Origin of the sequence: Alteromonas lipotrueiana, from assembly GCF_019249245.1 — a bacterium.
GTDB classification, from domain to species: domain Bacteria; phylum Pseudomonadota; class Gammaproteobacteria; order Enterobacterales; family Alteromonadaceae; genus Alteromonas; species Alteromonas lipotrueiana.
In genome coordinates, this window is record NZ_JAESDK010000017.1 from 1 (window position 1) to 25,358 (window position 25,358).

Below are 25,358 nucleotides of genomic sequence, written 5' to 3' on the forward strand. Positions count from 1 at the left end.
GGTGGGTCGTGCTGGATTCGAACCAGCGACCAATTGATTAAAAGTCAACTGCTCTACCAACTGAGCTAACGACCCATTTCTTTTCTGTTGTTGCCTGTCTGGGGCAACGGCGGCATATATTACCCATTTCTTGTGGGCGTGCAACCCTAAATTGCGTTTAATTCTAATTTTTTAAAAAAACTGCGATTAAACGCTCAAATTCACAACAAAAAGCACAAACTTTCTGCACTTCAATACGTTGAGAATCTCTACTTTGGCGTATGCACTATTAAAATAGTATCAACGATTTACCTAAATATACGCCGCATTATTACTATTCGATGATAAAAAACAGGCTTATCATCAAAAAGCCTCTGATACTCAGAGGCACTTTACCTACAACGAACTCAAACGCGACTCAGCAAGTTTTCTTGCAGAAGAGTTAGGATATTGTGAAATAACCTGATTAAGGTATTCACGGGCCTGACCGTTGTTTCCTAAGCGTTGTTCAATAACACCTAGTTTCAACAAAGACTCTGCTCGCTTGCTCGATTTTTTAAACTGATTGGCAACTTCACTAAACTGAGTTTTTGCTTCTTGCCAATTTTGTTTATTGAACAACAATTGCCCTAACCAATAGTGGGCGTTGGCTGCATACTGGCTTTTCGGGTAATCGTTGATAAACTCGCGAAACGCGGGTATCGCTTTGTCATATTCGCGTGATTCTAATATAAGATTTACGGCATTATCGTAGGCGTCATCTTCGCTAAGCGAAGGTGTACTGGTACTCTCCTGCCTGGTCTCTTGGGCTAGTGTTGATACCTGTGAACCAGATGCCGGAGTTTGCTGACCCACCGACTGCTTTAACGACGAGACTCGTTTATCAATTTCCAGATAAAGTTCACGCTGGCGCTCTAGTACTTTTTCTAACTGGTTAGTATGAACCTCGACCGAACCCCGTAGATCATCAATTTCGCCTTGCATAGCATTAAGTTGCTGCTGCAAACGATGCTGCATTTGCGTACGGCTATCAACCATACGCTCAAGCACAACAATCCGCTTTTCTAAATTACTGCCTTGAGGATTGTTAACATCGTAAACCGGGGCCTGCGCGAAAGATGCATTTGATATCACACAGGCGACGCTTAACGCGACGCCTGTTAATGCATGTTTACGTAAATAACCAGCCATTACTGATATACAACCACACCGCGACGATTTTGCGCCTGGGCGTATTCAGTTGAACCCATTACTGCCGGTTTTTCTTCACCATAAGAAACGGTAGAGACCTGATCGCTGCTTACACCAGCGTTCATCAAATACGTTTCAACGGCCTGGCCACGACGTTCGCCCAAAGCAATGTTGTATTCTGGCGTACCACGGCTATCGGTATGGCCTTCAATTACAACATTTTGGTCAGGGTTCTGAACCAAAAACTCAGCATGCTTGTTCAGGATCTCCTGAAATTCAGATTTAATCGTCGCCCGGTCAAAATCAAAATAAACCGTTTGTTCGTTTTTAAGTGACTCAAGCTGTTCCTGAACCATCTCTTGTTGACGGTTCATACGCTGAGCCGCTTCGGCTTCAACACGGGCTTCTTCATTTTGACGAGACTGACGCTCTGCTTCAGCTTGTTCCTGAGCAACACGGTTACGTTCGGCCGCTAACTCTTCTTCACTAGGACCTGACGAACATGCCATCATTGTCACCACGGGTAAGGCGATAACGAAGCTTTTCATTACTTTATTAAATTGCATCCACTTATTCCTTATAGTTTTCATTACCAAATGTTTTATTTAAAACAAAAAGGGTGACCAACTCGGTGACTTAACCTGACCGTTCGTGGCTGGTAACCTTGCTTTAAAGCGACCATCCAATGACACTAAGGATAATACCTGAGTTCCATTGTGCAAAGTGCTGTAAATTATCATACTTCCGTTCGGCGCAATACTGGGTGACTCGTCCAGATAAGTCTTTGTCAGCACCTGAATTGCACCATCATTTAAACCCTGTCGGGCAATGCGATAGTCACCCTTGGTTTGGTTAACTAATACCATTTCGTCGCCAGAAGGAGAAATCGTTGCGCCGAGATTCTGCTCGCCTTCAAAAGTTTGACGTCTGACTTTACCTGAAGCCAAATTTACGCGATAAATCTGAGGTTTACCACCCCGTTCTGAGCTAAATATCAGACTCTTACCATCGGGTAGCCACGAAGGCTCGGTATCAATTGCCCGGTTGCGGGTTATCCGGCGCAGTTTTTTAGAAGCAAGTTCCATGACATAAATTTCTGGATTGCCATCTTTAGACAGTACCATAGCCAATTGTTTGCCGTCGGGCGAGAACACCGGACTCCCATTTATGCCCGGAAAATCGGTGATGGCTTCGCGCTTGCGGGTATAAATATCCTGAATAAAAATTTGAGGACGTTTATTTTCAAAACTGACATAAGCCAGTTCTTCACCATCAGGTGACCAACTAGGCGACATCAGGGGTTCAGGTGATGACAACAACCGGGTTTCATTTTTACCATCGTAGTCGGCAATAGCCAGCTCGTAAGGGCGGGCATTGGCGTCACGATCGCGTACTTTAACGTAAGCAATACGGGTTAAAAAGGCGCCCCGTGTACCGGTCAGCTTTTCATACACCACATCGGAAATACGGTGAGCATACTGGCGAAAGTCCTGCGGATTTATGACTGCCTGACGTTTATCGATAAGGTGGTCGTTAGCCGCAACCAATTTGCCCTGACTCATCGCTTTTGATTTTCCACCGGTAGCTTGTCCACGCAACACATCGACCAGCTCGTAACTGACTTTGTATTTGTTATTGGGCTGCTGCTCTACCGTGCCTACCAGTACCGTGTCGACTCCCGCTGAGGCCCAGGCCGAGTAGTTAATATTTGCATCGGTATCAGGGTATTGCGGCATAGCATCCGGGGCCGTCGGGTTGAACTTACCACTACGCATAAGATCGGCGCGCACTACCGCGGCCAAATCTTCTGGCATAGAGCCTGTACCTTTAAACGTAAAGGGCACCACGCCAATAGGCCGGGCTCCATCAACACCTTCGGTAATGACAATTTCAAGCGAAGCCTGTGCTAACGTACTAAACATCAGCAATGTGGCACTGAACCATATTCCGATTTTTTTCTTTATCACTACAATTCCACCGTTAGGTTAATGTCTTTAAGTTGTTGGTAAACGTCCTGGTTTTGCGACATAGGTAATTTGTCGGGTCGTCTTACCGCGGCCTCTGAGGCCCGACAAAGCGCCGCATCACCGCTTAATGTTCTTACCTGTACCACAAAGCCTGTTGTTGCCAGTCTAATGTTTAATCTGCATTTTTTGCCTTTATACGACGAATCGTTAAGCAGCCCCTGCATAATTTTTTGCTTGATTAAAGCGCGGTATCGATCGGTTTCTGATAATACCTGTCGTTGGCGTCGCTGTTGCTGAGCGGCTCGTTCGGCCTCGGCTTGCTCTTGCTGTAATTTATCCATGGCGGCTTGTTCCTGAGCAGCTTTGCGTTCCGCTTTTTCACGCGCTTCACGCTCTTTGCGTTCACGGGCTTGTTGCGCCGCCACACGCTTTAACTCTTTTTGACGGTTAGCTTCAGCCTGCCGCTTTTGTTCGGCTTTTTTTTGTTCAGCGCGCTGTTTCGCTTTTTCTGCATTAATCCGGCGTTGACGGTCAGCTTCAGCTTGATTTGCCGCTTTTGCCGCCTGACGTTTTTCTTCTTCGCGTGCGGCAACTTTAGCTTGTGCTTCTGCCTGGGCTTTTTGTTTGTCGGCTATTGCCTGGGCATCAATAAATGTGGCTTTGATAACGGGTTGCGATGGCGCCGGTGCAGGCAACGGATCAGGCGAAAAACTGACGCTAATCAGTAACACTAAAGCAATAGCAAAGTGCACACCGATAGATTTTGCAATCGCAACTTTTTCATCTGAATTAGTAAGCTTAGCCAACAATTGGGGTTTGCGCATAAGCTGGTTACTCTTTGGGGTCGGTCATCAGACCTACCGAGGGCACACCCGCATTTTGCAGCAGCACCATTAACCGAATAACTTTGTCGTACGCCACCTGGCCATCCCCTTTTACCACCACCGGCGTGTCGGGTTGCTTTTGCAGCTGTGCCTGCACCAGAGCACCTAAATCTGCAGCAGCCACAGGCTGCTCTTCGTCATCTCCCAAATTCAGATAGTAACTGCCTTCAACATCTACCGAAGCAATCAAAGGTGGAATATCTTGTTGGTCAATAGGCTCGGCGCTGGCTTTGGGCAAATCTACTTTAACGCCTTGTGATACCAGAGGTGAAGTCACCATAAAAATAATCAGCAACACCAGCATCACATCGATATAAGGCACCACATTAATCTCAGAAACCGGACGACGGCGTTTACGGGTATACATAACTGGCTCCTGTAACCGCGCTAAGGCGTTTGATGCTGCTGAGCCGCAATGGCCTGCCGTTGTAAAATAGCCGAAAATTCTTCCATGAAGTTCGCGTAATTGTTTTCTAGTTTCTCAACTTTGTGACTAAAACGGTTATACGCAATAACCGCCGGAATGGCCGCAAATAAACCAATTGCGGTAGCAATAAGGGCCTCGGCGATGCCGGGAGCCACCATGGCTAACGTAGCCTGCTGAACCTCGCCCAACGCGATGAACGCGTTCATAATGCCCCAAACCGTACCAAATAAACCTATATACGGGCTAATCGAGCCTGCGGTCGCTAAAAAAGGTAATCGGCTTTCTAATTCTTCTACTTCACGAGACATAGTGACTCGCATAGCACGGTACGTGCCATCAACAATTCCATTTGCCGCTGTATTGCCTTTACGCAAGCGCACAAACTCTTTAAACCCTGAGCAAAAGATACCAGATATTCCGCCTAGATTAGAGCGCGCTGATAATTCCTGATACAGACGGTTCAGGTCTGCACCCGACCAAAATTTGTCTTCAAAATTTCGCAGTTCGGTCTGCGCCGATTTCAGCGCTTTAGTACGTTGAAAAATAAATGTCCATGACGCCACCGACACCGCAAGTAGCAATAGCATAACCAACTGCACAACAAAGCTGGCTTGTAGAAATAGCCCGATAAAGGTTAAATCAGATTCCACGCGTTAAATCCCCTAATAAAGTGCGCGGCATTTTTCTAGCTTTCATTTTAAGCTGGTCCACGCACACAACCTGAATATCAGCAGCAACCAGTAGTTCGCTACTTTGATTATAAATTTTTTGTTGAAACACCATACTGGCACCTTTCAATTCTACAATCTGTGATTCAATACTCAACAGCTGATTGAAACGTGCAGGCGCATAGTTATGCATCTCAACGCGTTTGACGACAAAACCCAGGTTTTGTTCCAACAAGACATCCTGGTCATAACCTAATTCGCGTAACCATTCGGTTCGGGCACGTTCTGCAAATTTCAGGTAGTTCGCGTAGTAAACTATTCCTCCGGCATCCGTATCTTCGTAATAAATTCGAACAGACCACTTGTGCATAGTTATGCCTCACACCTCAATATAATTAATCTTTTATGTATTTGGAAATAATTTTAACGGGGACAAAATTGCCAAGCCTTGTAATCCCAATCCCTTTATAAGCAACACTTTTAACGTTATATAAGCCAATTATCAACACAATATTAACGCATTAGAATTTCTAATTCGGAATAATAATTTTACTCAATTGAGAGAATTTTTTTCTACTTTATAATGCGCGTCATCTGTCACACAGGCATTACGATTTTTTTCGGAATGTTCGAGAGTTTCTCCTGTTAGGCATGAGTTCCCTGGATTTATTTCCTTCAACACTTGTTGTTTTGCCCGTTCTTTTGAGCGGGCTTTTTTTTGCCTGAAAATTGCCTGGCTGGCGATTACCTACCAGGAGCCCCGCCGGTGAGAGTTACCCCTTATGGATAATTTCAATAATAAAGAGACCATACACGTCAGCAGCCCATTTACCCGAAGCGAGATAAGACTGGGTGTGCGAAAAGGGAGTGACACGCTAATCTACCGCTACGCACTGCAGGCACTAAAATATTATTGGTCGGGCTTAAAGCCAAAATGCAAATACGCACGCTGCTGAACAATCCGGCCTCTGGGGGTGCGTTGTAAAAAACCCTGCTGAATCAAAAAAGGTTCGATAACATCTTCAATGGTTTCTTTTTCTTCACCGATGGCCGCTGCTAAGTTGTCTAACCCTACGGGTCCGCCATCAAATTTTTCAATGATCGCCAGCAATAGTTTACGATCCATATAGTCAAAACCTTGCTTGTCGACATCCAGCATGTCTAAGGCACGGGCCGCCACCTCTTCAGTTACATCCCCGTTAGCTTTTATTTCTGCATAATCGCGCACACGACGTAATAACCGGTTAGCAATACGCGGCGTACCGCGCGAGCGTTTTGCAACTTCTAATGCGCCTTGCTGATCCATTTTCAGATTCAAAAAATCGGCGCTACGGGCCACAATGGTGGTCAAATCTTTTACTGAATAAAATTCTAAACGCTGAACAATACCAAATCGGTCACGAAGGGGTGAGGTTAGCGAGCCAGCCCTGGTGGTGGCGCCTATTAGTGTAAAAGGTGGAAGATCAAGCTTGATAGAACGAGCAGCGGGCCCCTCTCCTATCATAATATCCAATTGATAATCTTCCATCGCCGGATACAAAATCTCTTCAACAACCGGGCTTAAACGGTGTATCTCGTCAATAAACAGTACATCGTTACGCTCAAGATTGGTGAGCAGCGCGGCCAGGTCCCCGGCTTTTTCCAGTACCGGGCCTGAGGTTGTTTTAATACTGACATCCATTTCGTTTGCGACGATATTTGCCAATGTGGTTTTACCCAGGCCTGGCGGGCCAAAAATAAGCAAATGATCCAGTGCGTCTTGTCTGTTTCGGGCAGCCTGGATAAAAATTTCCATTTGCTCGCAGACATGAGGCTGGCCCGTGTAGTCGCTAAGCATTTTAGGCCGTATCGCCCGGTCAATAACTTCATCTTCGTTGGTGGCGTCTGCGCCAATTAGCCGATCGGCTTCAATCATGGTAATAAACTCTTATATTGCCGCTCGCAGCGCTTCGCGAATCAAAGCTTCACTGTCCATCTCGGGTTTGTATACACCACTCACCATTTTGCTGGCCTGAGCAGGTTTATACCCTAATGCTACCAATGCACTTGCGGCATCTTCACGCACATCATTAATAGGCACAACGCTTGAGCCATTGGTGCTTTCCATGGGTAAGTCGGGTAGGTTTGTATCTTGTATTTTGCCAAACTTTGCTAATCGGTCGCGCAGCTCTACCACCAGTCTTTCAGCGGTTTTTTTACCAATGCCGGGCATGGCCACTAACGACGATATGTCTTCATTTTGCACACATACCAAAAACTGACCCGCCGACATACCCGATAATATGGTTAATGCCAGCTTTGGCCCCACACCGTTGGCTTTAATTAGTTCGCGAAACAATGCGCGTTCCATTTTATCGGCGAAGCCAAATAAAAGCTGGGCGTCTTCGCGCACAACAAAGTGCGTATACACGACCACTTCTTCGTTTAGTGCGGGCAACTGATAAAAACTGGTCATGGGCATTTGAATTTCATACCCTACGCCAACCACATCTATCACTATTTCTGGCGGGTGTTTTTCCACCAGAATTCCTCTGATTCGACCTATCATCTATTATTCTGCTCTTTATTATCGCAACCGTCGACGAACGGTTTTACTTGCTTGTCCGGCCAGTTTTATCAAACTTTGCTCGGTATGCGCATGACACAATGCCACTGCTAACGCATCGGCTGCATCAGCCTGAGGCGTACCTGGCAATGAAAGTAGCTGCTTTACCATATGCTGTACCTGGATTTTGTCAGCGCCGCCCTTTCCCACTACCGCCTGCTTTATTTGGCGGGCCGAGTACTCCGCAACGGGTAAGTTGCTTTGAGTTGCAGCCACAATAGCCGCGCCCCGGGCCTGACCGAGTTTTAATGCTGAGTCTGGATTTTTTGCCATAAACACTTGTTCTATCGCAAATTGCTGGGGGGCATACTGACTAATGACTTCGCCTACACTGGTAAATATTTGGGATAACCGTTCAGGTAATGCATCGGTTTTCAGCCTGATACAGCCACTGGCAACATACACTAATTTGCCGTGTTTTCGGGCAATTAACCCATATCCGGTAATACGAGAACCTGGATCTATACCCAGTATAATCATTAATTGACTCCAGAGACAAATGTATCGACTGCGTCGCGGTTACTGGGCGACCAAATTCGCGCCATTGCGGCGGGTTTATCAAGCCATTCATAGGCTGAGTGTTCGGTTAGCACAATAGGCGTTGTGGCAGGAATTTGCGCTGTAAAAACATGCTCAGTGTTATAGAGCGTTCCGGGCGGATAGCGGTGCAACCACTGTGAACGAATTTTAAAGCGGTTTGTTTGATGACAGTTGATTACGCGATGATGTTCAGGGTGTAGCTGTAAGCCAATTTCTTCACGCACTTCCCGATAGGCTGTTTGTTCAGGGTGTTCTCCTGCTTCAATGGTGCCGGTTACCGATTGCCAAAAGCTGGCGTCGTCATTGCGTTGCAACAATAAAATGCGGTGGTGCTCATCATAAAGCACCACCAGCACAGACTCAGGTTGTTTATAACCCATGTAATCAGGTATTTTTCTTAACGACACCAATCGCCAGGTCGGCAAGCTGTTGCTCGTTCGCCGGACTGGGCGCCGACGTTAACGGACACGCTGCGGTGGTAGTTTTTGGAAAAGCCATAACATCGCGAATAGACGTCGCGCCGGTCATTAGCATTACCAGCCTATCTAAACCAAATGCCAAGCCGGCATGGGGCGGCGCGCCAAATTGCAACGCATCAAGTAAAAAGCCGAATTTGCTCTGGGCTTCCTGTTCGCCAATACCCAGAATGTTAAATACCGTCGACTGCATTTGTTCGTCATGAATACGCACCGAACCGCCGCCTAATTCAACGCCGTTTAATACCATGTCGTAGGCATCAGATAAGGCTTCTGCGGGGTTTTCTTTTAACTGCTTAGCGTCTACATCGCGCGGGGCCGTAAATGGATGATGCAGCGCGTGATACTGGCCATCTATTTCTTCAAACATTGGGAAGTCAACCACCCACAAAGGTCGCCACTCACCTTCAAGTAAGCTGAGATCTTCGCCCAGCTTTAACCGCAACGCGCCCATTGCTTCGGTAACCACATTGGCGGTATCGGCGCCAAACAGCAATATGTCGCCTTCCTGAGCGCCAGTACGCTGTAACACAGCATCGGTGATATCTTCGCTTAAAAACTTAAGCACCGGCGACTGTAAGCCTTCTTGACCACCGCCTAAGCTGTTTACTTTTAACCAGGCAAGACCTTTTGCACCATAAATACCAACAAATTTAGTGTACTCATCCAGTTGTTTACGAGACAAACTGGCGCCACCCGGAACGCGGATAACCGATACCCGGCCTTTAGGATCATTTGCCGGACCACTGAATACCTTAAATTCCACTGAACCCAACAAGTCTGCAACATCAACTAGCTCAAGAGGGTTACGCAAATCGGGCTTGTCAGAACCATAACGCTGCATAGCCTCGGCATAGGTCATGCGGGGAAAATCGCCCAATTCAACATTCAGCATTTTGTTAAACAAGTTACGAATCAGACCTTCGGTAATAGACATCACACCGTCAGCGTCTAAAAATGTCGTTTCTAAATCTATCTGTGTAAATTCAGGCTGGCGGTCGGCGCGCAAATCTTCATCGCGAAAGCATTTAACAATCTGGTAATAGCGGTCCATGCCCGACATCATGAGCAATTGTTTAAATAACTGCGGCGATTGCGGCAAGGCAAAAAACTCACCTTTGTGAGTCCGGCTTGGAACCAGGTAATCGCGCGCGCCTTCAGGTGTCGCTTTGGTTAAAATAGGGGTTTCAATATCTAAAAAGCCATCGTCTTCAAGATAACGGCGAACTGCTGCGGTTACCTGAGCGCGAAATTTAAGTCGATTGCTCATCAACGGTCGGCGCAGATCAAGGTAGCGGTAGCGCAGACGCTGTTCTTCAGAGTTTTCCTGATTCCAGTCAAGCGGTAGGGCATTAGCCTTGCTGTAAATATGCAAACCTGTGCCAAAAATTTCAATTTCGCCGGTACGCATGGTGTCGTTTTTCTGACCCTCGGGGCGCGCCCGTACTTTACCAGTGAGTTTTACGCAAAATTCGTTGCGAAGCTTGTTGGCTTCTTCTAATACGTCAGGTAGGTCAGGGTCAAATACCACCTGCACTATACCTTCGCGGTCGCGAAGGTCGATAAAAATCACACCGCCGAAGTCGCGACGCTTGTTTACCCAACCGCACAGAGTTATTTCCTGTCCGATGTATGATGAATCAATATTCCCACAGTAATCTGTGCGCATGGTCGATGACCCCTGAAAGTTCTTTTAGTTACCGATACTGCCTGACACTCTTCCTGCTAATTCAGTCTTTATTTGTGTAAAACACAGTCTGAGACAATAGCAGGGCAAAAAAACGCGTGGCAATTGCTGGCTTTGTGACAAAATAAGGCCGCATAGTATAAACAAATGCGTAAAAAACCCCAATGCCAAAAACAACATTCAGTGCAACAGATTATCGTTCAATAGCGCCTTTACATATTGGACTGCCTGTATGGCAACATCAAAGCTGGGCAAGTCAGTGGTTTTGTAACCCCGCGGCTCGTCAGCAAAACCTGCAGTTTTACGCACGTTACTTTAATACTATAGAGGGTAATACCACTTTTTATGCGCTGCCCTCAGCTCAAACCCTGTCTAAATGGCAAGCTGCGGTTCCTCAAGATTTTCGTTTTACGTTCAAACTACATCAAGACATTACTCATCAAGGAATATTAGGCGCAAACCAAGCCAGATTAAATGAGCAACGAGTGTTGATGCGCCAGTTAAAAAAACAACTCGGCATGCTGTTGATTCAGTTACCTGCGCAGTTTTCTCCTGCGGCGCTACCCCAGCTTGAAAAAATGCTTAATTATTTAAACAATGAATTTACTCTGGCGGTAGAAGTTCGACACCCTGACTTTTTTGCAAAAGGCGAAGCCGAAGTGGCTCTTAACCAATTACTTATGCGGTATCAGGCAAACCGCATTATCATGGATACCCGGGCGTTGTTTTCCGGCCCCGCTCAAAATGCAATGGTGGCCGAAGTACGTACCAAAAAGCCAAGAGTTCCGGTTAATGTGATTGCCACCGCTGATTCACCGGTGGTGCGGTTTGTGGGTGGGGATGATGAGCAGACAAATCAGCAAATGCTTGAACCATGGGTGCATAAATGTCAGCAGTGGCGGCAAGAAGGCAAAAGCCCTTATTTGTTTTTGCATCGACCGGATAACAAAGATGCGCCATGGCTGGCGCAACAATTTGTTGAATTACACAACCGGTGCTATCCAGAAACACCTTTGAGCCCGCCTGTTACCAACACGGCCCAGCAAGACACGCTATTCTAAAGTATGTCGAAAATCAGCAGCATCTAATTCGTGCTTTTTCATAAGTTTGTGCATGTCAGTACGGTTGCGTCCGGCCAGTTCGGCGGCCCGGGTCACATTACCGTCGGTCATTTTAAGCAACTTGTATAAATATTGCTGTTCAAATGAGTCGCGCGCTTCGGTCAGTGTTGGCCAGCTTTGCTTTGTTGCTGAAAGCGCCTGTTCAACCAGATGCAACGGAATGACCGGGGTTTGCGTCAATGCTACGCACTGTTCAACCACGTTAACCAGCTGACGTACATTACCCTGCCAGTCAGATTTCACCATAAGCTGCATGGCGTCATCAGAAAACTGTGTGACGTTGACATTATGTCGCTGACCGCTTTGTTGCAATAGCGTACGCGCTAGCAAGGGGATGTCTTCGCTGCGTTCTTTAAGAGAGGGCAGCTTCAGATTCACTACATTTAGCCGGTAATACAAATCTTCGCGAAAGGTGCCCTCTTCCATTTCTTTGTGCAAATCTTTATGAGTGGCCGAAATCACCCGAACATCGATATCAATCTGTTTGCTACTGCCTACCGGTCGAATCTGCCGCTCTTGCAAGGCCCGTAAAAGCTTTACCTGCAAGGTCATGGGCATATCGCCAATTTCATCTAAAAACAGCGTGCCCCCATCGGCTTCTCGAAATAGCCCTGGTGCAGCCTGTACCGCTCCGGTAAACGCGCCTTTAGCATGACCAAACAATTCAGACTCAAGTAGGTTTTCAGGCAATGCTCCGCAGTTTATTGCCACAAAGGGCATATTGTCACGGGTACTGGCTTTGTGAATCGCATTGGCCAGCAACTCTTTACCGGTACCACTGGCGCCGGTAATCAATACGCTAACCTCACGTTGGGCAATTCGATAAGCCTGGTCCAGTACATTGGTCATTTCAGGTGAACGGGTGATGATGGCCGAACACCATTCGCCAGGCTGTGAAGCTTGAGAATGACTCAATGCTTTTTTCAGCAGAGCACGCAGTTCTTCATGATCGACCGGCTTGGGTAAAAAGCCAAAAACACCACGCTGAGTGGCTGCTACCGCATCTGAAATGGTGCCATGGGCGGTCATTAAAATGACCGGGATGTCCTGACGAATTCCCATGATTTCTTCAAACAGACTTAAGCCGTCTAAGCCGGGCATGCGTAAATCGCTTAGCACCACATCAAACTCTTCGCTGCGTACTTTTTTTAGCGCTGAGTTGCCGTCTTCTACCGCGGTAACCTGATAGCCTTCACCTTCTAATCGAATGGTCAGAAGCCGTAATAAACTTTTATCATCATCTACCAGCAATAACTGCGGATGACCTTTACCTACTTCACTCATTGCTGGCTGCTCCTGTTTTTGTCCATCATAGTTGCTTCTATTTGCAAAAGTTCAGCTAATTTTTTCTGCTGAGATTCTAACTCTTTTTGCAATGCATCACTTGCCTGGGCTTGTTCGGCATTAACTTTATTTAAAATAACCAACGCCGACTCTAGCTCAAGCATTTCATTATTGGGTGCATCTACTACTGTTTTTATCAAAGGTTGTATAGCGCCAGACAGCTTTGGGCTGATGGTTTTTATCCAGTGCTGCGCGCGTAACCGGGCCTGATACGGCGTATCAACCGGCAATGATAAAATTATTTTTTCAATAGTATCGGGCAGCGAGTCACTCAGCTTATCGATGGCAGCCTTGCGTTTGGGCCAGGCGGTGGCATCTGCTTTTATCCATAAGTTGGCCCAGTGTATCAGGTCACACTGATGCTCAAATTCAGCCGTATCTTCAGACACCAGGCACAAATCATCGCTGGCATGAATGACTGTAATGGGTTGCGGTACGGAGTCCGCAGGTTCGCTTACCGGTTTAGGCAATATTGCCGCACAGCCTGTCAGAACTGCTATCAATGACAGAACGAGCAATTTTTTCATTGTTATTTTTCCTCTAGCGGGATAGTCACTCTGAAACAAACATCTGCATAATCAACGTCAGCAACTTCCACGTCGCCGTGCATTAATTTTGCACAATCAGAGACAATCGATAATCCCAGTCCTGTACCTATCACATTATCGTTTCGCGGATCGTCGCCTCGGGTAAAGGGTTCAAACAACCGTTGTACGGTTTCAGGTGTTATACGCTTTCCACGATTTGCTACATCTAACGTAATGTGTTTATTGTTCTCATAAATAGCCAAGTTTATCGGCCGGCCTACCGCTCCGTGCGCCACCGCATTAGAAATCAGGTTATCTAAAATTCGGCGATACAATTCTTCATCCACACAAATCTGGTTCACCCGAATATCTACAGTGACTTCGCGTTCCTGTAGCGCCAGAGCGTAGTCTTCAAGACACTCTTTTACTATCTGGCTGGGGTCCACATTTGTAAAGGTAGGTTGGGCTTGTTGCAATAACAAATTGTAGTCTAACAGTTTTTCAATCAAAGTATTGAGTCGCTGAGTACTTGATGTCAATAAGGCTAAAACTTCGGTCTGTTGGGTGTTGAGGTGACCCACCACATTTTCTGACAACAAACTACACCCTTCTTTAATACTGGCCAAAGGGGTTTTTAATTCGTGGGCGGCATGACGTAATAATGCTGTGCGTATATGTTCAAGTTGTTGTAAGCGATCGGCCAACCAATGTAGGTCTTTTTCAACACCAATAAGCTCGGTTGGGGCCCGGGTAGACAACGGCGGCAATGTGCCTTGTTCCTGCGCGAGTATACGAATAATCTGCTTAAGCTTTTTAACCGGATTAACAATGAGCTGACTGCCCAAAAGAATCAACAGCAACGACACACTAACCAACATGGCCGTTGACCAGGCTTGTTTAGCCTGCATCGCATTTAAGTCGTTTGTTTGTACTTCTAATCGTTGCTGAATCGCAGAATCCACGTCTTTGCGCATCAGCGACATATGACTGTTCATGGAATTAAGATAGGCATTAAGCACCACGCTATCTTCGATATTGCGAAAGGTTTTTAGCTTGGTAACATCTTTTTTAATGGTATCGCAGGTATTACTGGCAGGAAGACTGGAACACAATTCTTTAAGTGCTTCGACAAACTGAATAATGGCATTATCAGAAAGTTCGGCAACGGTTTCATTTCTAATGATGGCGTATTGGCGTAGAGCCCGCTCCAGGTCAATAGCCGCACCATCGAGTTGCTGCATAAGCCCTACCACGTCAACGACATAACGTGTTTCTACGTGGGTCATTTTGCCCACTTTTACCAGATCGTTCTGGCTCTGCCACAACAGGGCAATAAGTGGCACCAACGCCAGCACAAAACTGGCGAGAGTTAATTGTCGTAAGGAACCGAGTCGCACTACATGCTCACTGAAAGAAAAACGGCCAATCAGAATGGCATACCCCTAAAATGCTGGCAAGACCGAGACTCTGTGTCCCTTATTGCATTATATACCTATTAAAATTACGGCTGCGCCGTGGCTTTAGCGACAAAGTCATCAACCGCAAGCTCTTGCTCACTAAGTTTACCGTCTTTGTTGTTGTCTAACCGGCCAAATTTACGCAATAACTCAGTATCGGTTACCGCTTCTTTAAGCGAAATTTCACCGTCAAAATCAGCATCAAGCTGAGCAATGGTCGACTCGCTAGCATTGGCGTTTGCAACCGCAACTGACTGTATCGCGATAACAGTGACTAAAATTAAAAAGACTTTTTCAAAGCGTTTCATGTGCAGCTCCCAAACTAAATAAACAGAATATGGTAATCTCTGTTTACTAAATGATGTTTACCTCACAAAACTAGCCATTATTATGCCACATTTAAATATTGTATACCTATCATGATTTTAGGTAAAATTATCGTGCCTATAATAGTTTAAACGAAGAACAGTGTTACTTTTAACCAACACATACAACCTCGCTTTAGGGTTAAAGCAGAGTCTAAGGCGTTGAATGGAATGCAAAGTGATTCGGCAGTAACGCTATTTTTTCCAGTGGCACGGGTTTGCTGAATAAATACCCTTGCACATGATCGCACCCATGGTCGAGCAAATAGTCCCACTGATTCAACTCTTCTACCCCTTCAGCACAAACCGTTAATGACAAACGTTTGGCTAAATCGATGATAGAGCCGGTAACCAAACGGCTTCGGTGGCAGGTGCTGATGTCGCGTACAAACTGACGGTCTATCTTTAGTGTGTCGATAGAGATTTGCGTAAGATAGCTCAGGGAGGAATAGCCTGTACCAAAATCATCCAGTGCTATCGCACAGCCCATGTTGCTTAAACGCTTGAAAAATTTATCTGCAGAAATAAAATTTTCCAGGTACGCCGACTCTGTAACCTCAAATTCAATATATTCAGGGTTGACCTGCTGCTCGGTGAAAATAGTGTGAATTACGTCAAATAATCTGGTGTGTCGTAAATCATGTGCAGATAAATTAATCGCGACCCGAAATTTGTGCGGAATAACAGACTGCATTAACGGCAGATCGCTACTGACCTGTTCAATAACCCAACGGGTAAGTGCTGAAATTTTCCCGCTTTGTTCTGCCACCGGAATGAACTCGCCGGGCGAAAGAAGCCCAAACTCCGGATGCTGCCAGCGCATTAATGCCTCAAGTCCGACTACCTGCCCGCCTGAGGCTATTTTAGGTTGATAGAAAAGCACAAATTCGTTGTTTATTAAGGCATTGTCTATGCTGTTGGCAATCAACAGCTTGCGTTTGTGGGTTTCTATCATTTCGTTAGTGAAAATGGTCGAAATACCCCTGCCACGGGCTTTTGAGCGGTACATTGCTAAATCGGCATTGCTCATAAGCTGGCTTAGTTCAAAATTTGCTTCAGAGGCTCTGGCAATACCGATGCTCACTCCGACCGTTAACGCCAGTCCGCGAAAATGAAAAGGCTCTTCAAAAGCACCAATAACCCGATGGGCCAGGTTTTCCAGACTGGCATCAGTCACGTCCCGGTCTGGAACAATAATAAATTCGTCACCGCCCAGGCGCGCCACTAAATCGCTTTCTCTGAGCATATTGGCAACCCGATCGGCCACTTCAATAAGAATCAGATCGCCGGTTTCGTGCCCCAAAGAATCATTGATCCCTTTGAAGCCGTCCAGATCGAAAAACATAAGCGCCAGGTCTTTGCTTTGGCGCCGGGCCCGAGCTAGTTCTAAACGTAAGTTGTCGACCACAAACTGTCGGTTTGGCAAACCGGTAAGGCTGTCATAATTCGCTAACCGCGCCATCGTTTGCTGTTGCTCTAACAGTGTCTGATTTTGTTCATCATTAATGGTTAGCTCGGCTTCAATAGTATCAAGCAACATATTAAAGTTTTGACCTAAGCGAGCCACCTCGCCTTTTGCCTTTGTCTCAAAACGCTGTGTATAGTCTTTTGACTGGCTAAGCTGATGGGTAAACCGGGATAAACTGGTAAGCGGATTCAACAACCTGTTAAGCCACAGCATCCCTAAAAAAGTTGTTATCAGTAGCGCAATGACTAACAGCGGTAAAATGCGCCATAAAATAGCCTGGCGATTTTGTGAAATTGTCGAATTAATATCGTTAATCAGCATAAGGTAACCGTAGGTCACCCCATCTTCAAGAATACGGCGACTGGCAATCAGATGCTGACCCACCCGATAAGTGCCTGAAGGCGACTCAAGTAACAATACTAAGTCGTCGTTCTGTGATAGCCCCTGATTATAACCTGCAGTTGCGACCTGACGGTGCAATAGCTTTTTATTAGTACTGTAAAGCCGGGCTTCAACAATATTCTGATAGGCTGAAACCCGTTTCATAATCGGTTGAATGTTTGACAGTAAATTGGGTGACAACGCCAACAGCTCCGGTGCTGTGGTGGTTAACGCGGGAGTATCTTCAGAATGAGTGACCCGTGCTGCGTTATTGCTGGATTTGCCCAAAACATCTGTTAATTCGTCAGACAGATTTCGCGCCAGTGTGGTTAAATCATTTTTAACCGTTTTTGTATGCTGCTGTTCAAGCTTTGTTACTGTAGCCCAGGTAACCATTGACACAATGACTAATACTGCAACAATCAACATGATGGCAATGGGGGTTTTTATAGATTTAAACAATGTGGTACTACCCTGGGCCCTGGCTAACGGGTATTTATCGGTTACGGCAGAAGACTGCGCTACTCGTCAGATACTGAAAGCTTGGTTTTAATAAACTGGCTATGCGGAATATACAACAAATCAGCAATGCGCCGGATAGTATGCTCTTCCATTGGTGCAAGATTATCATCAGCGTAGGCAAGTTCCCATAGGCTGGTTAAGATATTCTTCTTTTGCTCATCGCTGCATTTTTTATTGATGATTTGAGTAAAGTGCACTAACCCCACCGAATCATCCGCGGTTTCATGCCCCTCTTCAGCTAAAGAGTCCAGCGCCTGTTGATCAAGTGTAAAGTGGCGCTTGAGAACCTCCCGATACGCCTCTTTTTCGCGCTCATCAATTGTGTTGTCAGCATGAACAATTTCACTGAACAGGGCGGCGGTGGCCAGCTCTACAGAGTCTCGTGAGGCTTCGGTTTCATCACTCGACTGGTCAAATAAATCAAAAACTTTTTTCAACATACACTTAAGCCTATTTTAGTCGTTTACATCACTACGACCACAACAGATAAAGGTTTGTTCTGTTTGTCATAGTTTAATGTGCCCAGGGTAAAGACAACACCGCTGTTGCTTTGCGCCCACCCAGCGAAAACTGAATATCACCGCATATACCCTTTACCAGACATAATCCGCGACCGTAACCATCGCTGTCGCTACGTTGTGCAAGGTCTGCCTGGTCAAAACCGTGCCCAGAATCAGTCACGCTTATTATGGCTTTTGCGGACTGGGGTAAGTAACAGTAGTCAATGGCAATGTGGGCATTATCAAGGCCGCTCAGCCGCGATTGGCGAAGATTGTAATACGCTAAAAAGCCGTCTTCGGTGGCTTTTAGCTGCGAGTCAAGCTGCAATAAGCCATGCTCTAATGCATTATTAAACAGCTCACTTAGTACAGTAAACATATCACTGCGAATGCCTGCCATAGCCGAGTCGACGCATACCGTATCAACAAAACGCGTCACAATACCGGTGTCTTGCAACTGGGCACCTGTCAACTTCATCGAGATCTCTAACGGTAATGCCGGTTTGTGCTGAATTTTCGGAAGCGCCTCAAAAGAGGCACAGGTATAAACCACCACGGTTATGTCATCAAGCGGGTTGTCGGCGCCCATGTACTCGTGGGCTTGCCGATATAGCTGATCAGCCGTGATGCCTGGCTTTTGAAACCATTGTCTTATGCCTTCTTCATTGAGCATCTGGCCTTTAGAATTACAAATTTCAATGAGTCCGTCGGTATATAATAAAACTTCATCTCCCGGTTGGCAGTTAAGGGTATAACAATCACTTTCAAATTCTTCGGGCTCAAGAATTCCCAAGGCCATATGGGCGGGGCAATACGTCTCTACGCTACCATCACTGGTGCGCTTCAGCATTAACTGAGGCATTCCGCCGTGCCAGATATGATGGTGGCAGCCGTTTATATCTATCTCGCCAATAATTGCCGCAAAAAACATACTGCCTGGCAGTAACTGTAATAACGTCGTGTTTAAAGTACGGGCGATTTCAGCCACGCCCAGCCCTTTAATGGCCATTATATGAAAAGCCCTGGCCACCGGCAGCACCCCAATAGCCGACGCCAGACCATGCCCGGTAAAATCTCCAATAAGATAGTACACACCGCCTGCCGGGCTGCGCTCGGTTAAAAACACATCGCCGTTGAATTGGGCTACCGGAGTGAGTTTATAATCAAATCGGGCCGCCATTTCGGGTGTGTGCCGCACCGCATTTTTGAAAATATGTTCAACAATGTCATGTTCCTGTGCCATAACTTGCTGGTGCTGCAATAGCGCAAGATTTTGATCTTCAATACACTGGGTTAAACTGCGAATACGACCATGAACGCGAATTTTCGCCGCCAGTACTAAGCGGTCGAAAGGCTTGGCGACAAAATCGTCGCCGCCCACCTCCAGACACCGAACCAAACTTTCGCGGTCTTCTAATGAGGTAATAAAAATAATGGGTAGGTAGTTGTTGTTTGACTGTGCTTTTAATTTGGGGGCCACATCCAACCCACTGAGGCCAGGCATAACCACATCCAGTAATACTAAATCAGGTTCTATCTGCTGGGCCATGAACAATGCCTGTGCACCGTCCTGGGCCTCATGACAATCATTATAGCCTTCTTTTTCAAGCATATTTCGAATTAAAAGCCGGTTTATCGGCTCGTCGTCAACAATAAGTATGCGCATAAATGGGCCGGCGTTAACTGATTATAAACTTTTTATCAAAACGTGAGATTTTGAGGATTCGCGCTACCTGCGGCCGGCAGTGGCTAATTCTGAATTCAATTTCACGACCGCTTAAGTTTTTTTGCATATTAAGTAACATTCCCAGCGCTGAGCTATCCATATACTCGGTGTTAGACAGGTCTACTTCAATTACTTTTACCTCAGACGGTATATCGGTATAGGCCTCTTTGAAGTCGTGAACGGTGGCAAAATCAAACTTTTCGTCTAATGCAATTATCAGGTGCGAATCGGCCCTGTGGGTCGCTGTGCTTAATCCCATGAAGAGTCTCCTGCAGATATAGGTGAACAACCGACAGCAAGAAAGCGTTCACCTTAACCCATTGTCTGGTCTGTGAAGGTAAATATAGCAGCGGCCTGTCACTGTGCTATAAATTTGCCCGAATATTTTCTACCATAGTGGAAAAACACTGCTATTTTACGATACAAAATTAGGCTAAAGGGCAATATATGCAAGACGCGAAACTGGTATACAGTACCGACACTGGAAAAATTAAAGACACCAAACAGCAGAGTACGCGTTCGACCTCAAACGACGGTGTGGTAAGAATCAAGCGTGAAACCAAAGGTCGTAAAGGCAAGGGGGTCTCGATAGTTACCGGATTAAACATGGACCCCAAAGCACTTAAAACCCTGTGCACAGAGCTAAAAAAGAAATGTGGATGTGGGGGCGCGGTGAAAGAAGGCACTATTGAAGTTCAGACTGACGATCGTGCCAAATTAAAAAGCTTACTTGAGATACAAGGATTTACCGTCAAACTGGCAGGCAGCTAAATGTCGTAGAGGCGAAAAAGTCAGCTACACTCTATAAAGAATAACCGATAAAAAAGTGAGATAGAGTTAATGGAAAAACTGTCTATTAGTGACTTACATATTGTGTTGGTAGAACCTTCCGATACACAGCGAAAAATCATAACAACATTGTTGTTAAAAGAAAAAGTAAAGGAAATTGATTCTGTCGCCAATCTTGCCGAAGCCAGGGGGGCCATTCGGGCTCATGGGGCTGATTTGATCATAAGCTCAATGTATTTTGAAGATGGTACAGCCTCAGAATTACTCACCTTCATTAAGGAAAATCCTGGCTTTGAAAGTATTCCTTTTATGCTGGTGTCTTCAGAAAATCGCCTGAACAAACTTGAAGAACTAAAACAGGCCGGTGTGGCGGCTATTCTTCCAAAGCCGTTTGAGCCGATACATTTGTCGCGCGCCCTGAATGCCAGTTTAGACTTGATAAATCATGACGAGCTTGAACTGGAGCTGTTTGATGTACAGGAAGTCAGAGTGTTGTTGGTCGACGATAGTCGTTTAGCTCGCAATCATATACGCCGTGTACTTGAAGGCATGGGGCTTGAAAAAATTGTGGAAGCTGAAAACGGCGCCACCGCCCTGACCCTGATAAAAGATGACACCTTTGATTTGGTCGTCACCGATTACAATATGCCCGAAATGGATGGCAGAGAATTGTCTGAATTTATCCGGTTTAACCCGGAAACCTCGCATATTCCGATAATTATGGTGACCTCGGAAGCTTCCGATAGTATGCATATGCTAAATATTCAACAAACCGGTGTTAACGCCCTGTGTGACAAGCCTTTTGAGCCTACCGAGGTTCGGGCAATGTTAGCCGCTCTACTGGGTGAATGAATGCTAGCATAGTATGTATAAAATAAATACAAACAATTAAGAAATAAAAAATCCGATACTGTAAAAAAGGATTGACACGTACTCGCAGGGTTTATACAGTCTTAGCATGAAACAAATTTACACTCGCAGCTTTCTTTTCTTTATTCGCTTTTTTGCCTGTATATAGGGAGAATGCTCTGTGTTTAAAAACCTCCCGCATCGGGAGGTTTTTTTTTGCTATTGAACGGAACTTACCATGTCAACATCAGCACTGGACACTATTCGACAACGTATTACTGAGCTAGATAGCCAACTGTTGCAGCTACTGGCAGAACGCCGCCAGCTGACTCAGGAAGTGGCAGAAACCAAAATTTCTCACCATATTCCGGTGCGGGATATTAAGCGCGAAGAACAATTATTAGTCAGGCTGATAAAGGAAGGACAGCAAGTTGGCCTGGACCCTCATTATGTCACCCAGGTTTTTCATGTTGTTATTGAAGACTCGGTGCTCAATCAGCAGGCTTTACTTGCAGCGCGTGCTAACCCAGGCGCAACATTGCCTTTAAATCGCGTAGCTTTTCTGGGCGACAAAGGCTCGTATTCTTATCTTGCTACCCAAAAATATTTCTCCAGACGTCCCGGCGAATTATTAGAAATTGGCTGCCAGAGCTTTGCCGAAATTGTTCAAAAAGTTGAGCAAACCGAAGCTGATTATGCTGTTCTTCCTATCGAAAACAGTACATCGGGTAGCATTAACGAAGTGTATGACCAGCTGCAACATACTGAGCTGAGCATTATTGGCGAGCTGATTCATCCCATTCGCCATTCGTTACTGGTCGCCACCAACACCACCCTTGATAATATAAAAACGCTGTATGCGCATCCTCAAGTATTTACCCAGTGTAGTCATTTTTTGGCTGAACTGGGCAATGTTGAGGTAAAAACCGTTGATAGCACTTCGTCAGCCATGTTGATGGTAAGCGAACTTCAGCGTGACGATGTGGCTGCCATTGGCAGTGAAGCCGGAGGCGGCTTGTATGGGCTATCTGCCATTAAATCAAACCTGGCAAACCAAAAAGAGAATCACAGTCGCTTTATTGTGGTGGCACGGACACCGGTTGTAGTTCCGTTGCAGGTTCCGGCAAAAACCACTTTGGTTATATCAACAGTACAAAAGCCGGGCGCCTTGGTCGACGCCCTTATGGTATTGCGTGAAAACAACATTAATATGACTAAACTGGAATCCCGACCTATTTATGGAAACCCATGGGAAGAAATGTTCTACATTGATGTTCAGGGCAATGTTCAGGACGGGCCGGTTCAAAAGGCGCTTGAGGCGTTACGTAGCATTGCACGCTATATTAAGGTATTAGGCTGTTACCCCAGCGAGGAGATTAGCCCCACTAAAGTGGCCGCGGCCAACGCGCTCACGCAACCTTAAGTTACCCGCCTTAAAAACCATTAAAAAAGCCGAATCTACATTCGGCTTTTTGTTAATACGGCGTTGCGCTTAACGCCCGCCCACGGGTGTTTTTGTGGTGTGAGCGCTGGCAAATTAATGCCTATTTGCGTAACAGGTGACTGTCATCAGCTTTTAATAACAACTGTTTGCTGTCGGTCAGACAACGTTTGGCGTATTCGCCAAACCAGTTACCTACTTCCGCAAACTGACGGGTAAAGGCCGGTTTGTCCCCTGCCTCCAGTACCGACAATGCATCCCCAAAGCGCTTATGAAAACGGCGAAGCAACGTAAAGTTATCAGGGTTGTTAAAGATAATATCGGCGTACAGATTGGGAGCTTGGGCAAACAACCGGCCCACCATTGCCAGCTCAAGCCGGTAAATTGGCGATGAAAACTGAGTTAATTTTTCAAGATCAGGTTTTTCGCCTCGCAGGTGCACCCCATACACAAAGGTATTAAAGTGGCGCATCACCTGAATATAGGCCATGGCTTCATCGTGTTCTTTAGCATCACTAAGGTGCACGGTAGCACCCCAGGTGTTCATCTGTTCTATTAACCATTGATACGCAGAGGGCATACGCCCCTCACACACCACCACCACCTGTTTGATCATGCCTGGCGCATCTGGGCCAAACATAGGGTGTAAACCCACCACCGGGCCGTTATGAACCCTCATCATGGCCTGTAGGGGTTTGTCTTTGATGCTGGTGATATCCGCCAATACACAGTCGTCTGACAACATGGTTAATTGGCCGATAACCTGTTCGGTCAGGTTAATAGGTACCGCAACCACCACAAGCTTAGCACTGCTTAACACTGTTTCAGCGTTGCCAGTGTCCCAGTCGTCCTGTTCAACCACACTGACCTGATACCCACTTTTTTGAAATAGATTAACAAAAACACGTCCCAATGCGCCCCGCCCGCCAATAACCACCACGTTACCTGCATTTGGGTTAATACAAAGATAGCGGTTATTTTGAGTATGATAGGACTCACGCATAATGCGCCGCAGTAAATCTTCAACTAAATCAGGCGAAACCCCGGCCGACCCGGCTTGTTTGCGCCGCGAAGCGATGAGGTTTTTTTCACGCTCGGGCACATACACCGGCATGCCGGTTTCCGCTTTTATCTGACCCACTTCAGTGGTGACCTTTGCGCGTTTAGCCAGTAATTCGACTAACTGTGAGTCTAGTTGATCAATTTCCTGACGTAGTTCACCTAAGCGACTCGACAAATCAGACATAAGCGTTTAATACTCTCTTTTTACGCAACCTGGATGCGCTTATCACGACGCATAGGCAATACGGTAATCAGACGATCGCGCATTTGCGTGATCAAATCTTCAGTGGTTTGCCAATCGATACAGCCATCGGTAATAGATACCCCATACTTTAGCTCGTCGACCGTTTTATCGTCGGCCTTTTGGTTGCCTTCATTTATATGACTTTCTAACATAACGCCAATAATTGACTGATTACCTTCTAAAATCTGATTCACCACATTTTTGGCGACCGCGGTTTGACGTCGGTAATCTTTACTGGAGTTTGCGTGGCTGCAATCTACCATTAATCCGGCAGTTAGATTTGCTTCATCCAGCTCAACTTCACACTCTGCCACACAGACCGAGTCGTAATTCGGTTGTTTGCCGCCGCGTAAAATTATGTGACCGTCGGGGTTGCCTTTAGTACCGATAATGCTGACCTGACCCTGAGGATTTATACCCATAAACCGATGGCCGGTGGCCGCCGACTTCAATGCGTTTATCGCAATATCCAAACTGCCGTCTGTCCCATTTTTAAATCCGACAGGCATAGATAAACCGCTGGCCATTTCGCGGTGAGTTTGTGATTCTGAGGTACGCGCGCCAATGGCACTCCAGCTAAACAATTCGGCAAGGTATTGAGGACTAATGGGATCAAGCGCTTCAGTGGCCACCGGCAGTCCTAACTCAGCCAGCCAGATAAGCAGCTCACGGGCGCTTCGAAGGCCGGTTTCAATATCAAACGTGCCGTCTAAGTGCGGGTCGTTGATTAGTCCTTTCCAGCCTGTTGTAGTTCGTGGTTTCTCAAAGTATACCCGCATTACAACAAACAGGCTGTCTTTGCACGACTCGTGCAGCTCTTTGAGTCGCAGAGCATAATCTTTTGCCGCGTCAATATCGTGAATTGAACACGGTCCACAAATAACCAGCAGCCGATGATCTTCACCGTGGATAATATCTGAAATAGTTTGTCTTGCAGCAGAGATGCCATTTGACGCTTTTTCTGACACCGGCAGTTCCTGACTTAATGCGTCAGGTGTTACCAACACATCTTGGGTGCTGATATGAATATTGTTTACTGTATCTTGCATCTTACTACTCTACTATTTGAAATCTGACTACAAAGTGTAGGTCGACTTTCATCGCCTCACCACTCCCTTCGAGTGCAAACTATTAGTTA

At 46.1% G+C, this 25,358-nt stretch carries 26 protein-coding genes and 1 tRNA gene; 4 read left to right on the top strand and 23 right to left on the bottom strand.

Annotated features, from left to right (window positions below):
- Window positions 1-2: 2 nt before the first annotated feature.
- The 13 genes from JK130_RS11845 to aspS all read right to left on the bottom strand — a co-directional run bounded on the left by JK130_RS11845 (window position 3) and on the right by aspS (window position 10,406).
- Window positions 3-75 (bottom strand) — tRNA-Lys (locus tag JK130_RS11845).
- 300 nt (window positions 76-375) lie between these two features.
- On the bottom strand, window positions 376-1,170 hold the full coding sequence (gene ybgF / locus JK130_RS11850) for a tol-pal system protein YbgF (RefSeq protein ID WP_218354540.1): 795 nt from the start codon (window positions 1,168-1,170) through the stop codon (window positions 376-378).
- Window positions 1,170-1,736, bottom strand: a complete 567-nt coding sequence (pal, locus tag JK130_RS11855) for a peptidoglycan-associated lipoprotein Pal (RefSeq protein ID WP_218354541.1) — start codon at window positions 1,734-1,736, stop codon at window positions 1,170-1,172. Before pal ends, ybgF begins: the two co-directional genes overlap by 1 nt.
- 39 nt (window positions 1,737-1,775) lie before the next feature.
- Window positions 1,776-3,092: a Tol-Pal system beta propeller repeat protein TolB gene (gene tolB, locus JK130_RS11860; protein WP_218354621.1), complete on the bottom strand. Its 1,317-nt coding sequence runs from the start codon at window positions 3,090-3,092 to the stop codon at window positions 1,776-1,778.
- A 44-nt stretch (window positions 3,093-3,136) separates the two neighbouring features.
- Complete coding sequence (tolA, locus tag JK130_RS11865) at window positions 3,137-3,961, bottom strand: cell envelope integrity protein TolA (protein ID WP_218354542.1); 825 nt, start codon at window positions 3,959-3,961, stop codon at window positions 3,137-3,139.
- A gap of 7 nt (window positions 3,962-3,968) precedes the next feature.
- Window positions 3,969-4,388, bottom strand: coding sequence for a protein TolR (tolR, locus tag JK130_RS11870; RefSeq protein WP_218354543.1), 420 nt, complete (start codon window positions 4,386-4,388; stop codon window positions 3,969-3,971).
- 20 nt (window positions 4,389-4,408) lie between these two features.
- Window positions 4,409-5,098, bottom strand: coding sequence for a protein TolQ (tolQ, locus tag JK130_RS11875; protein ID WP_218354544.1), 690 nt, complete (start codon window positions 5,096-5,098; stop codon window positions 4,409-4,411).
- Window positions 5,088-5,486 carry a tol-pal system-associated acyl-CoA thioesterase gene (gene ybgC, locus JK130_RS11880; protein WP_218354545.1) on the bottom strand — a complete coding sequence of 133 codons (399 nt, stop codon included), beginning with the start codon at window positions 5,484-5,486 and terminating at the stop codon, window positions 5,088-5,090. The genes tolQ and ybgC overlap by 11 nt, the downstream gene beginning before the upstream one ends.
- Before the next feature lie 540 nt (window positions 5,487-6,026).
- The gene (gene ruvB / locus JK130_RS11885; protein WP_218354546.1) at window positions 6,027-7,031 is read right to left on the bottom strand and encodes a Holliday junction branch migration DNA helicase RuvB; all 1,005 of its coding nucleotides are present in this window, start codon (window positions 7,029-7,031) and stop codon (window positions 6,027-6,029) included.
- A 12-nt stretch (window positions 7,032-7,043) separates the two neighbouring features.
- Window positions 7,044-7,664, bottom strand: coding sequence for a Holliday junction branch migration protein RuvA (gene ruvA, locus JK130_RS11890; RefSeq protein WP_218354547.1), 621 nt, complete (start codon window positions 7,662-7,664; stop codon window positions 7,044-7,046).
- 18 nt (window positions 7,665-7,682) lie between these two features.
- Window positions 7,683-8,201, bottom strand: coding sequence for a crossover junction endodeoxyribonuclease RuvC (ruvC, locus tag JK130_RS11895; protein WP_218354548.1), 519 nt, complete (start codon window positions 8,199-8,201; stop codon window positions 7,683-7,685).
- Window positions 8,201-8,641, bottom strand: a complete 441-nt coding sequence (gene nudB, locus JK130_RS11900; protein WP_218354549.1) for a dihydroneopterin triphosphate diphosphatase — start codon at window positions 8,639-8,641, stop codon at window positions 8,201-8,203. The genes ruvC and nudB overlap by 1 nt, the downstream gene beginning before the upstream one ends.
- A 4-nt stretch (window positions 8,642-8,645) precedes the next feature.
- Window positions 8,646-10,406: an aspartate--tRNA ligase gene (gene aspS / locus JK130_RS11905; RefSeq protein WP_218354550.1), complete on the bottom strand. Its 1,761-nt coding sequence runs from the start codon at window positions 10,404-10,406 to the stop codon at window positions 8,646-8,648.
- A gap of 182 nt (window positions 10,407-10,588) precedes the next feature.
- Here aspS and JK130_RS11910 point away from each other — a divergent pair, with 182 nt between their 5' ends.
- On the top strand, window positions 10,589-11,485 hold the full coding sequence (locus JK130_RS11910; RefSeq protein WP_218354551.1) for a DUF72 domain-containing protein: 897 nt from the start codon (window positions 10,589-10,591) through the stop codon (window positions 11,483-11,485).
- On the opposite strand, the gene JK130_RS11915 is transcribed toward JK130_RS11910, so the two are convergent.
- From JK130_RS11915 to JK130_RS11950, 8 genes are all read right to left on the bottom strand, one after another.
- Window positions 11,477-12,829: a sigma 54-interacting transcriptional regulator gene (locus tag JK130_RS11915; RefSeq protein WP_218354552.1), complete on the bottom strand. Its 1,353-nt coding sequence runs from the start codon at window positions 12,827-12,829 to the stop codon at window positions 11,477-11,479. The two genes, JK130_RS11910 and JK130_RS11915, sit on opposite strands and share 9 nt — an antisense overlap.
- A complete protein-coding gene (locus JK130_RS11920; protein ID WP_218354553.1) occupies window positions 12,826-13,416 on the bottom strand; it encodes a hypothetical protein in 591 nt (196 codons plus the stop codon). The genes JK130_RS11915 and JK130_RS11920 overlap by 4 nt, the downstream gene beginning before the upstream one ends.
- Before the next feature lie 2 nt (window positions 13,417-13,418).
- Window positions 13,419-14,813: an ATP-binding protein gene (locus tag JK130_RS11925; RefSeq protein WP_218354554.1), complete on the bottom strand. Its 1,395-nt coding sequence runs from the start codon at window positions 14,811-14,813 to the stop codon at window positions 13,419-13,421.
- A 104-nt stretch (window positions 14,814-14,917) separates the two neighbouring features.
- Window positions 14,918-15,181, bottom strand: coding sequence for a calcium-binding protein (locus tag JK130_RS11930; protein ID WP_218354555.1), 264 nt, complete (start codon window positions 15,179-15,181; stop codon window positions 14,918-14,920).
- A gap of 211 nt (window positions 15,182-15,392) precedes the next feature.
- Window positions 15,393-17,549, bottom strand: a complete 2,157-nt coding sequence (locus tag JK130_RS11935) for an EAL domain-containing protein (protein WP_218354556.1) — start codon at window positions 17,547-17,549, stop codon at window positions 15,393-15,395.
- A 59-nt stretch (window positions 17,550-17,608) separates the two neighbouring features.
- The gene (locus JK130_RS11940; protein WP_218354557.1) at window positions 17,609-18,049 is read right to left on the bottom strand and encodes a tellurite resistance TerB family protein; all 441 of its coding nucleotides are present in this window, start codon (window positions 18,047-18,049) and stop codon (window positions 17,609-17,611) included.
- Between the two features lie 73 nt (window positions 18,050-18,122).
- Entirely contained in the window at window positions 18,123-19,775 is a 1,653-nt protein-coding gene (locus JK130_RS11945) for a SpoIIE family protein phosphatase (protein ID WP_218354558.1), read from the bottom strand.
- 13 nt (window positions 19,776-19,788) lie between these two features.
- The gene (locus tag JK130_RS11950; RefSeq protein ID WP_218354559.1) at window positions 19,789-20,094 is read right to left on the bottom strand and encodes an STAS domain-containing protein; all 306 of its coding nucleotides are present in this window, start codon (window positions 20,092-20,094) and stop codon (window positions 19,789-19,791) included.
- 188 nt (window positions 20,095-20,282) lie between these two features.
- Here JK130_RS11950 and yciH point away from each other — a divergent pair, with 188 nt between their 5' ends.
- From yciH to pheA, 3 genes are all read left to right on the top strand, one after another.
- Window positions 20,283-20,606 carry a stress response translation initiation inhibitor YciH gene (gene yciH, locus JK130_RS11955; protein WP_218354560.1) on the top strand — a complete coding sequence of 108 codons (324 nt, stop codon included), beginning with the start codon at window positions 20,283-20,285 and terminating at the stop codon, window positions 20,604-20,606.
- Between the two features lie 69 nt (window positions 20,607-20,675).
- Window positions 20,676-21,476, top strand: coding sequence for a response regulator (locus JK130_RS11960; RefSeq protein WP_218354561.1), 801 nt, complete (start codon window positions 20,676-20,678; stop codon window positions 21,474-21,476).
- 235 nt (window positions 21,477-21,711) lie between these two features.
- The gene (gene pheA / locus JK130_RS11965; RefSeq protein ID WP_218354562.1) at window positions 21,712-22,896 is read left to right on the top strand and encodes a prephenate dehydratase; all 1,185 of its coding nucleotides are present in this window, start codon (window positions 21,712-21,714) and stop codon (window positions 22,894-22,896) included.
- Window positions 22,897-23,017: 121 nt separating this feature from the next.
- Here pheA and tyrA read toward each other — a convergent pair whose 3' ends face one another.
- Window positions 23,018-24,160 (bottom strand): bifunctional chorismate mutase/prephenate dehydrogenase, encoded by a 1,143-nt coding sequence (gene tyrA / locus JK130_RS11970; protein WP_218354563.1) that lies wholly within the window; start codon window positions 24,158-24,160, stop codon window positions 23,018-23,020.
- A gap of 20 nt (window positions 24,161-24,180) precedes the next feature.
- Window positions 24,181-25,269, bottom strand: coding sequence for a 3-deoxy-7-phosphoheptulonate synthase (locus JK130_RS11975; RefSeq protein ID WP_218354564.1), 1,089 nt, complete (start codon window positions 25,267-25,269; stop codon window positions 24,181-24,183).
- Window positions 25,270-25,358 lie beyond the last annotated feature (89 nt).

Bases quoted from the DNA above. Each gene is read 5' to 3' on its own strand.
- JK130_RS11945 (WP_218354558.1), bottom strand. From the start codon at position 19,775: ATGCGCATACTTATTGTTGACGACGAGCCGATAAACCGGCTTTTAATT.
- JK130_RS11940 (WP_218354557.1), bottom strand. From the start codon at position 18,049: ATGTTGAAAAAAGTTTTTGATTTATTTGACCAGTCGAGTGATGAAACC.
- JK130_RS11960 (WP_218354561.1), top strand. From the start codon at position 20,676: ATGGAAAAACTGTCTATTAGTGACTTACATATTGTGTTGGTAGAACCT.
- pal (WP_218354541.1), bottom strand. From the start codon at position 1,736: ATGCAATTTAATAAAGTAATGAAAAGCTTCGTTATCGCCTTACCCGTG.
- JK130_RS11930 (WP_218354555.1), bottom strand. From the start codon at position 15,181: ATGAAACGCTTTGAAAAAGTCTTTTTAATTTTAGTCACTGTTATCGCG.
- tolR (WP_218354543.1), bottom strand. From the start codon at position 4,388: ATGTATACCCGTAAACGCCGTCGTCCGGTTTCTGAGATTAATGTGGTG.
- tolB (WP_218354621.1), bottom strand. From the start codon at position 3,092: ATGTTTAGTACGTTAGCACAGGCTTCGCTTGAAATTGTCATTACCGAA.
- tyrA (WP_218354563.1), bottom strand. From the start codon at position 24,160: ATGTCTGATTTGTCGAGTCGCTTAGGTGAACTACGTCAGGAAATTGAT.
- JK130_RS11975 (WP_218354564.1), bottom strand. From the start codon at position 25,269: ATGCAAGATACAGTAAACAATATTCATATCAGCACCCAAGATGTGTTG.
- yciH (WP_218354560.1), top strand. From the start codon at position 20,283: ATGCAAGACGCGAAACTGGTATACAGTACCGACACTGGAAAAATTAAA.
- JK130_RS11920 (WP_218354553.1), bottom strand. From the start codon at position 13,416: ATGAAAAAATTGCTCGTTCTGTCATTGATAGCAGTTCTGACAGGCTGT.
- tolA (WP_218354542.1), bottom strand. From the start codon at position 3,961: ATGCGCAAACCCCAATTGTTGGCTAAGCTTACTAATTCAGATGAAAAA.
- ruvA (WP_218354547.1), bottom strand. From the start codon at position 7,664: ATGATAGGTCGAATCAGAGGAATTCTGGTGGAAAAACACCCGCCAGAA.
- JK130_RS11950 (WP_218354559.1), bottom strand. From the start codon at position 20,094: ATGGGATTAAGCACAGCGACCCACAGGGCCGATTCGCACCTGATAATT.
- nudB (WP_218354549.1), bottom strand. From the start codon at position 8,641: ATGGGTTATAAACAACCTGAGTCTGTGCTGGTGGTGCTTTATGATGAG.
- aspS (WP_218354550.1), bottom strand. From the start codon at position 10,406: ATGCGCACAGATTACTGTGGGAATATTGATTCATCATACATCGGACAG.
- ruvC (WP_218354548.1), bottom strand. From the start codon at position 8,201: ATGATTATACTGGGTATAGATCCAGGTTCTCGTATTACCGGATATGGG.
- ruvB (WP_218354546.1), bottom strand. From the start codon at position 7,031: ATGATTGAAGCCGATCGGCTAATTGGCGCAGACGCCACCAACGAAGAT.
- ybgC (WP_218354545.1), bottom strand. From the start codon at position 5,486: ATGCACAAGTGGTCTGTTCGAATTTATTACGAAGATACGGATGCCGGA.
- ybgF (WP_218354540.1), bottom strand. From the start codon at position 1,170: ATGGCTGGTTATTTACGTAAACATGCATTAACAGGCGTCGCGTTAAGC.
- JK130_RS11910 (WP_218354551.1), top strand. From the start codon at position 10,589: ATGCCAAAAACAACATTCAGTGCAACAGATTATCGTTCAATAGCGCCT.
- pheA (WP_218354562.1), top strand. From the start codon at position 21,712: ATGTCAACATCAGCACTGGACACTATTCGACAACGTATTACTGAGCTA.
- JK130_RS11915 (WP_218354552.1), bottom strand. From the start codon at position 12,829: ATGAGTGAAGTAGGTAAAGGTCATCCGCAGTTATTGCTGGTAGATGAT.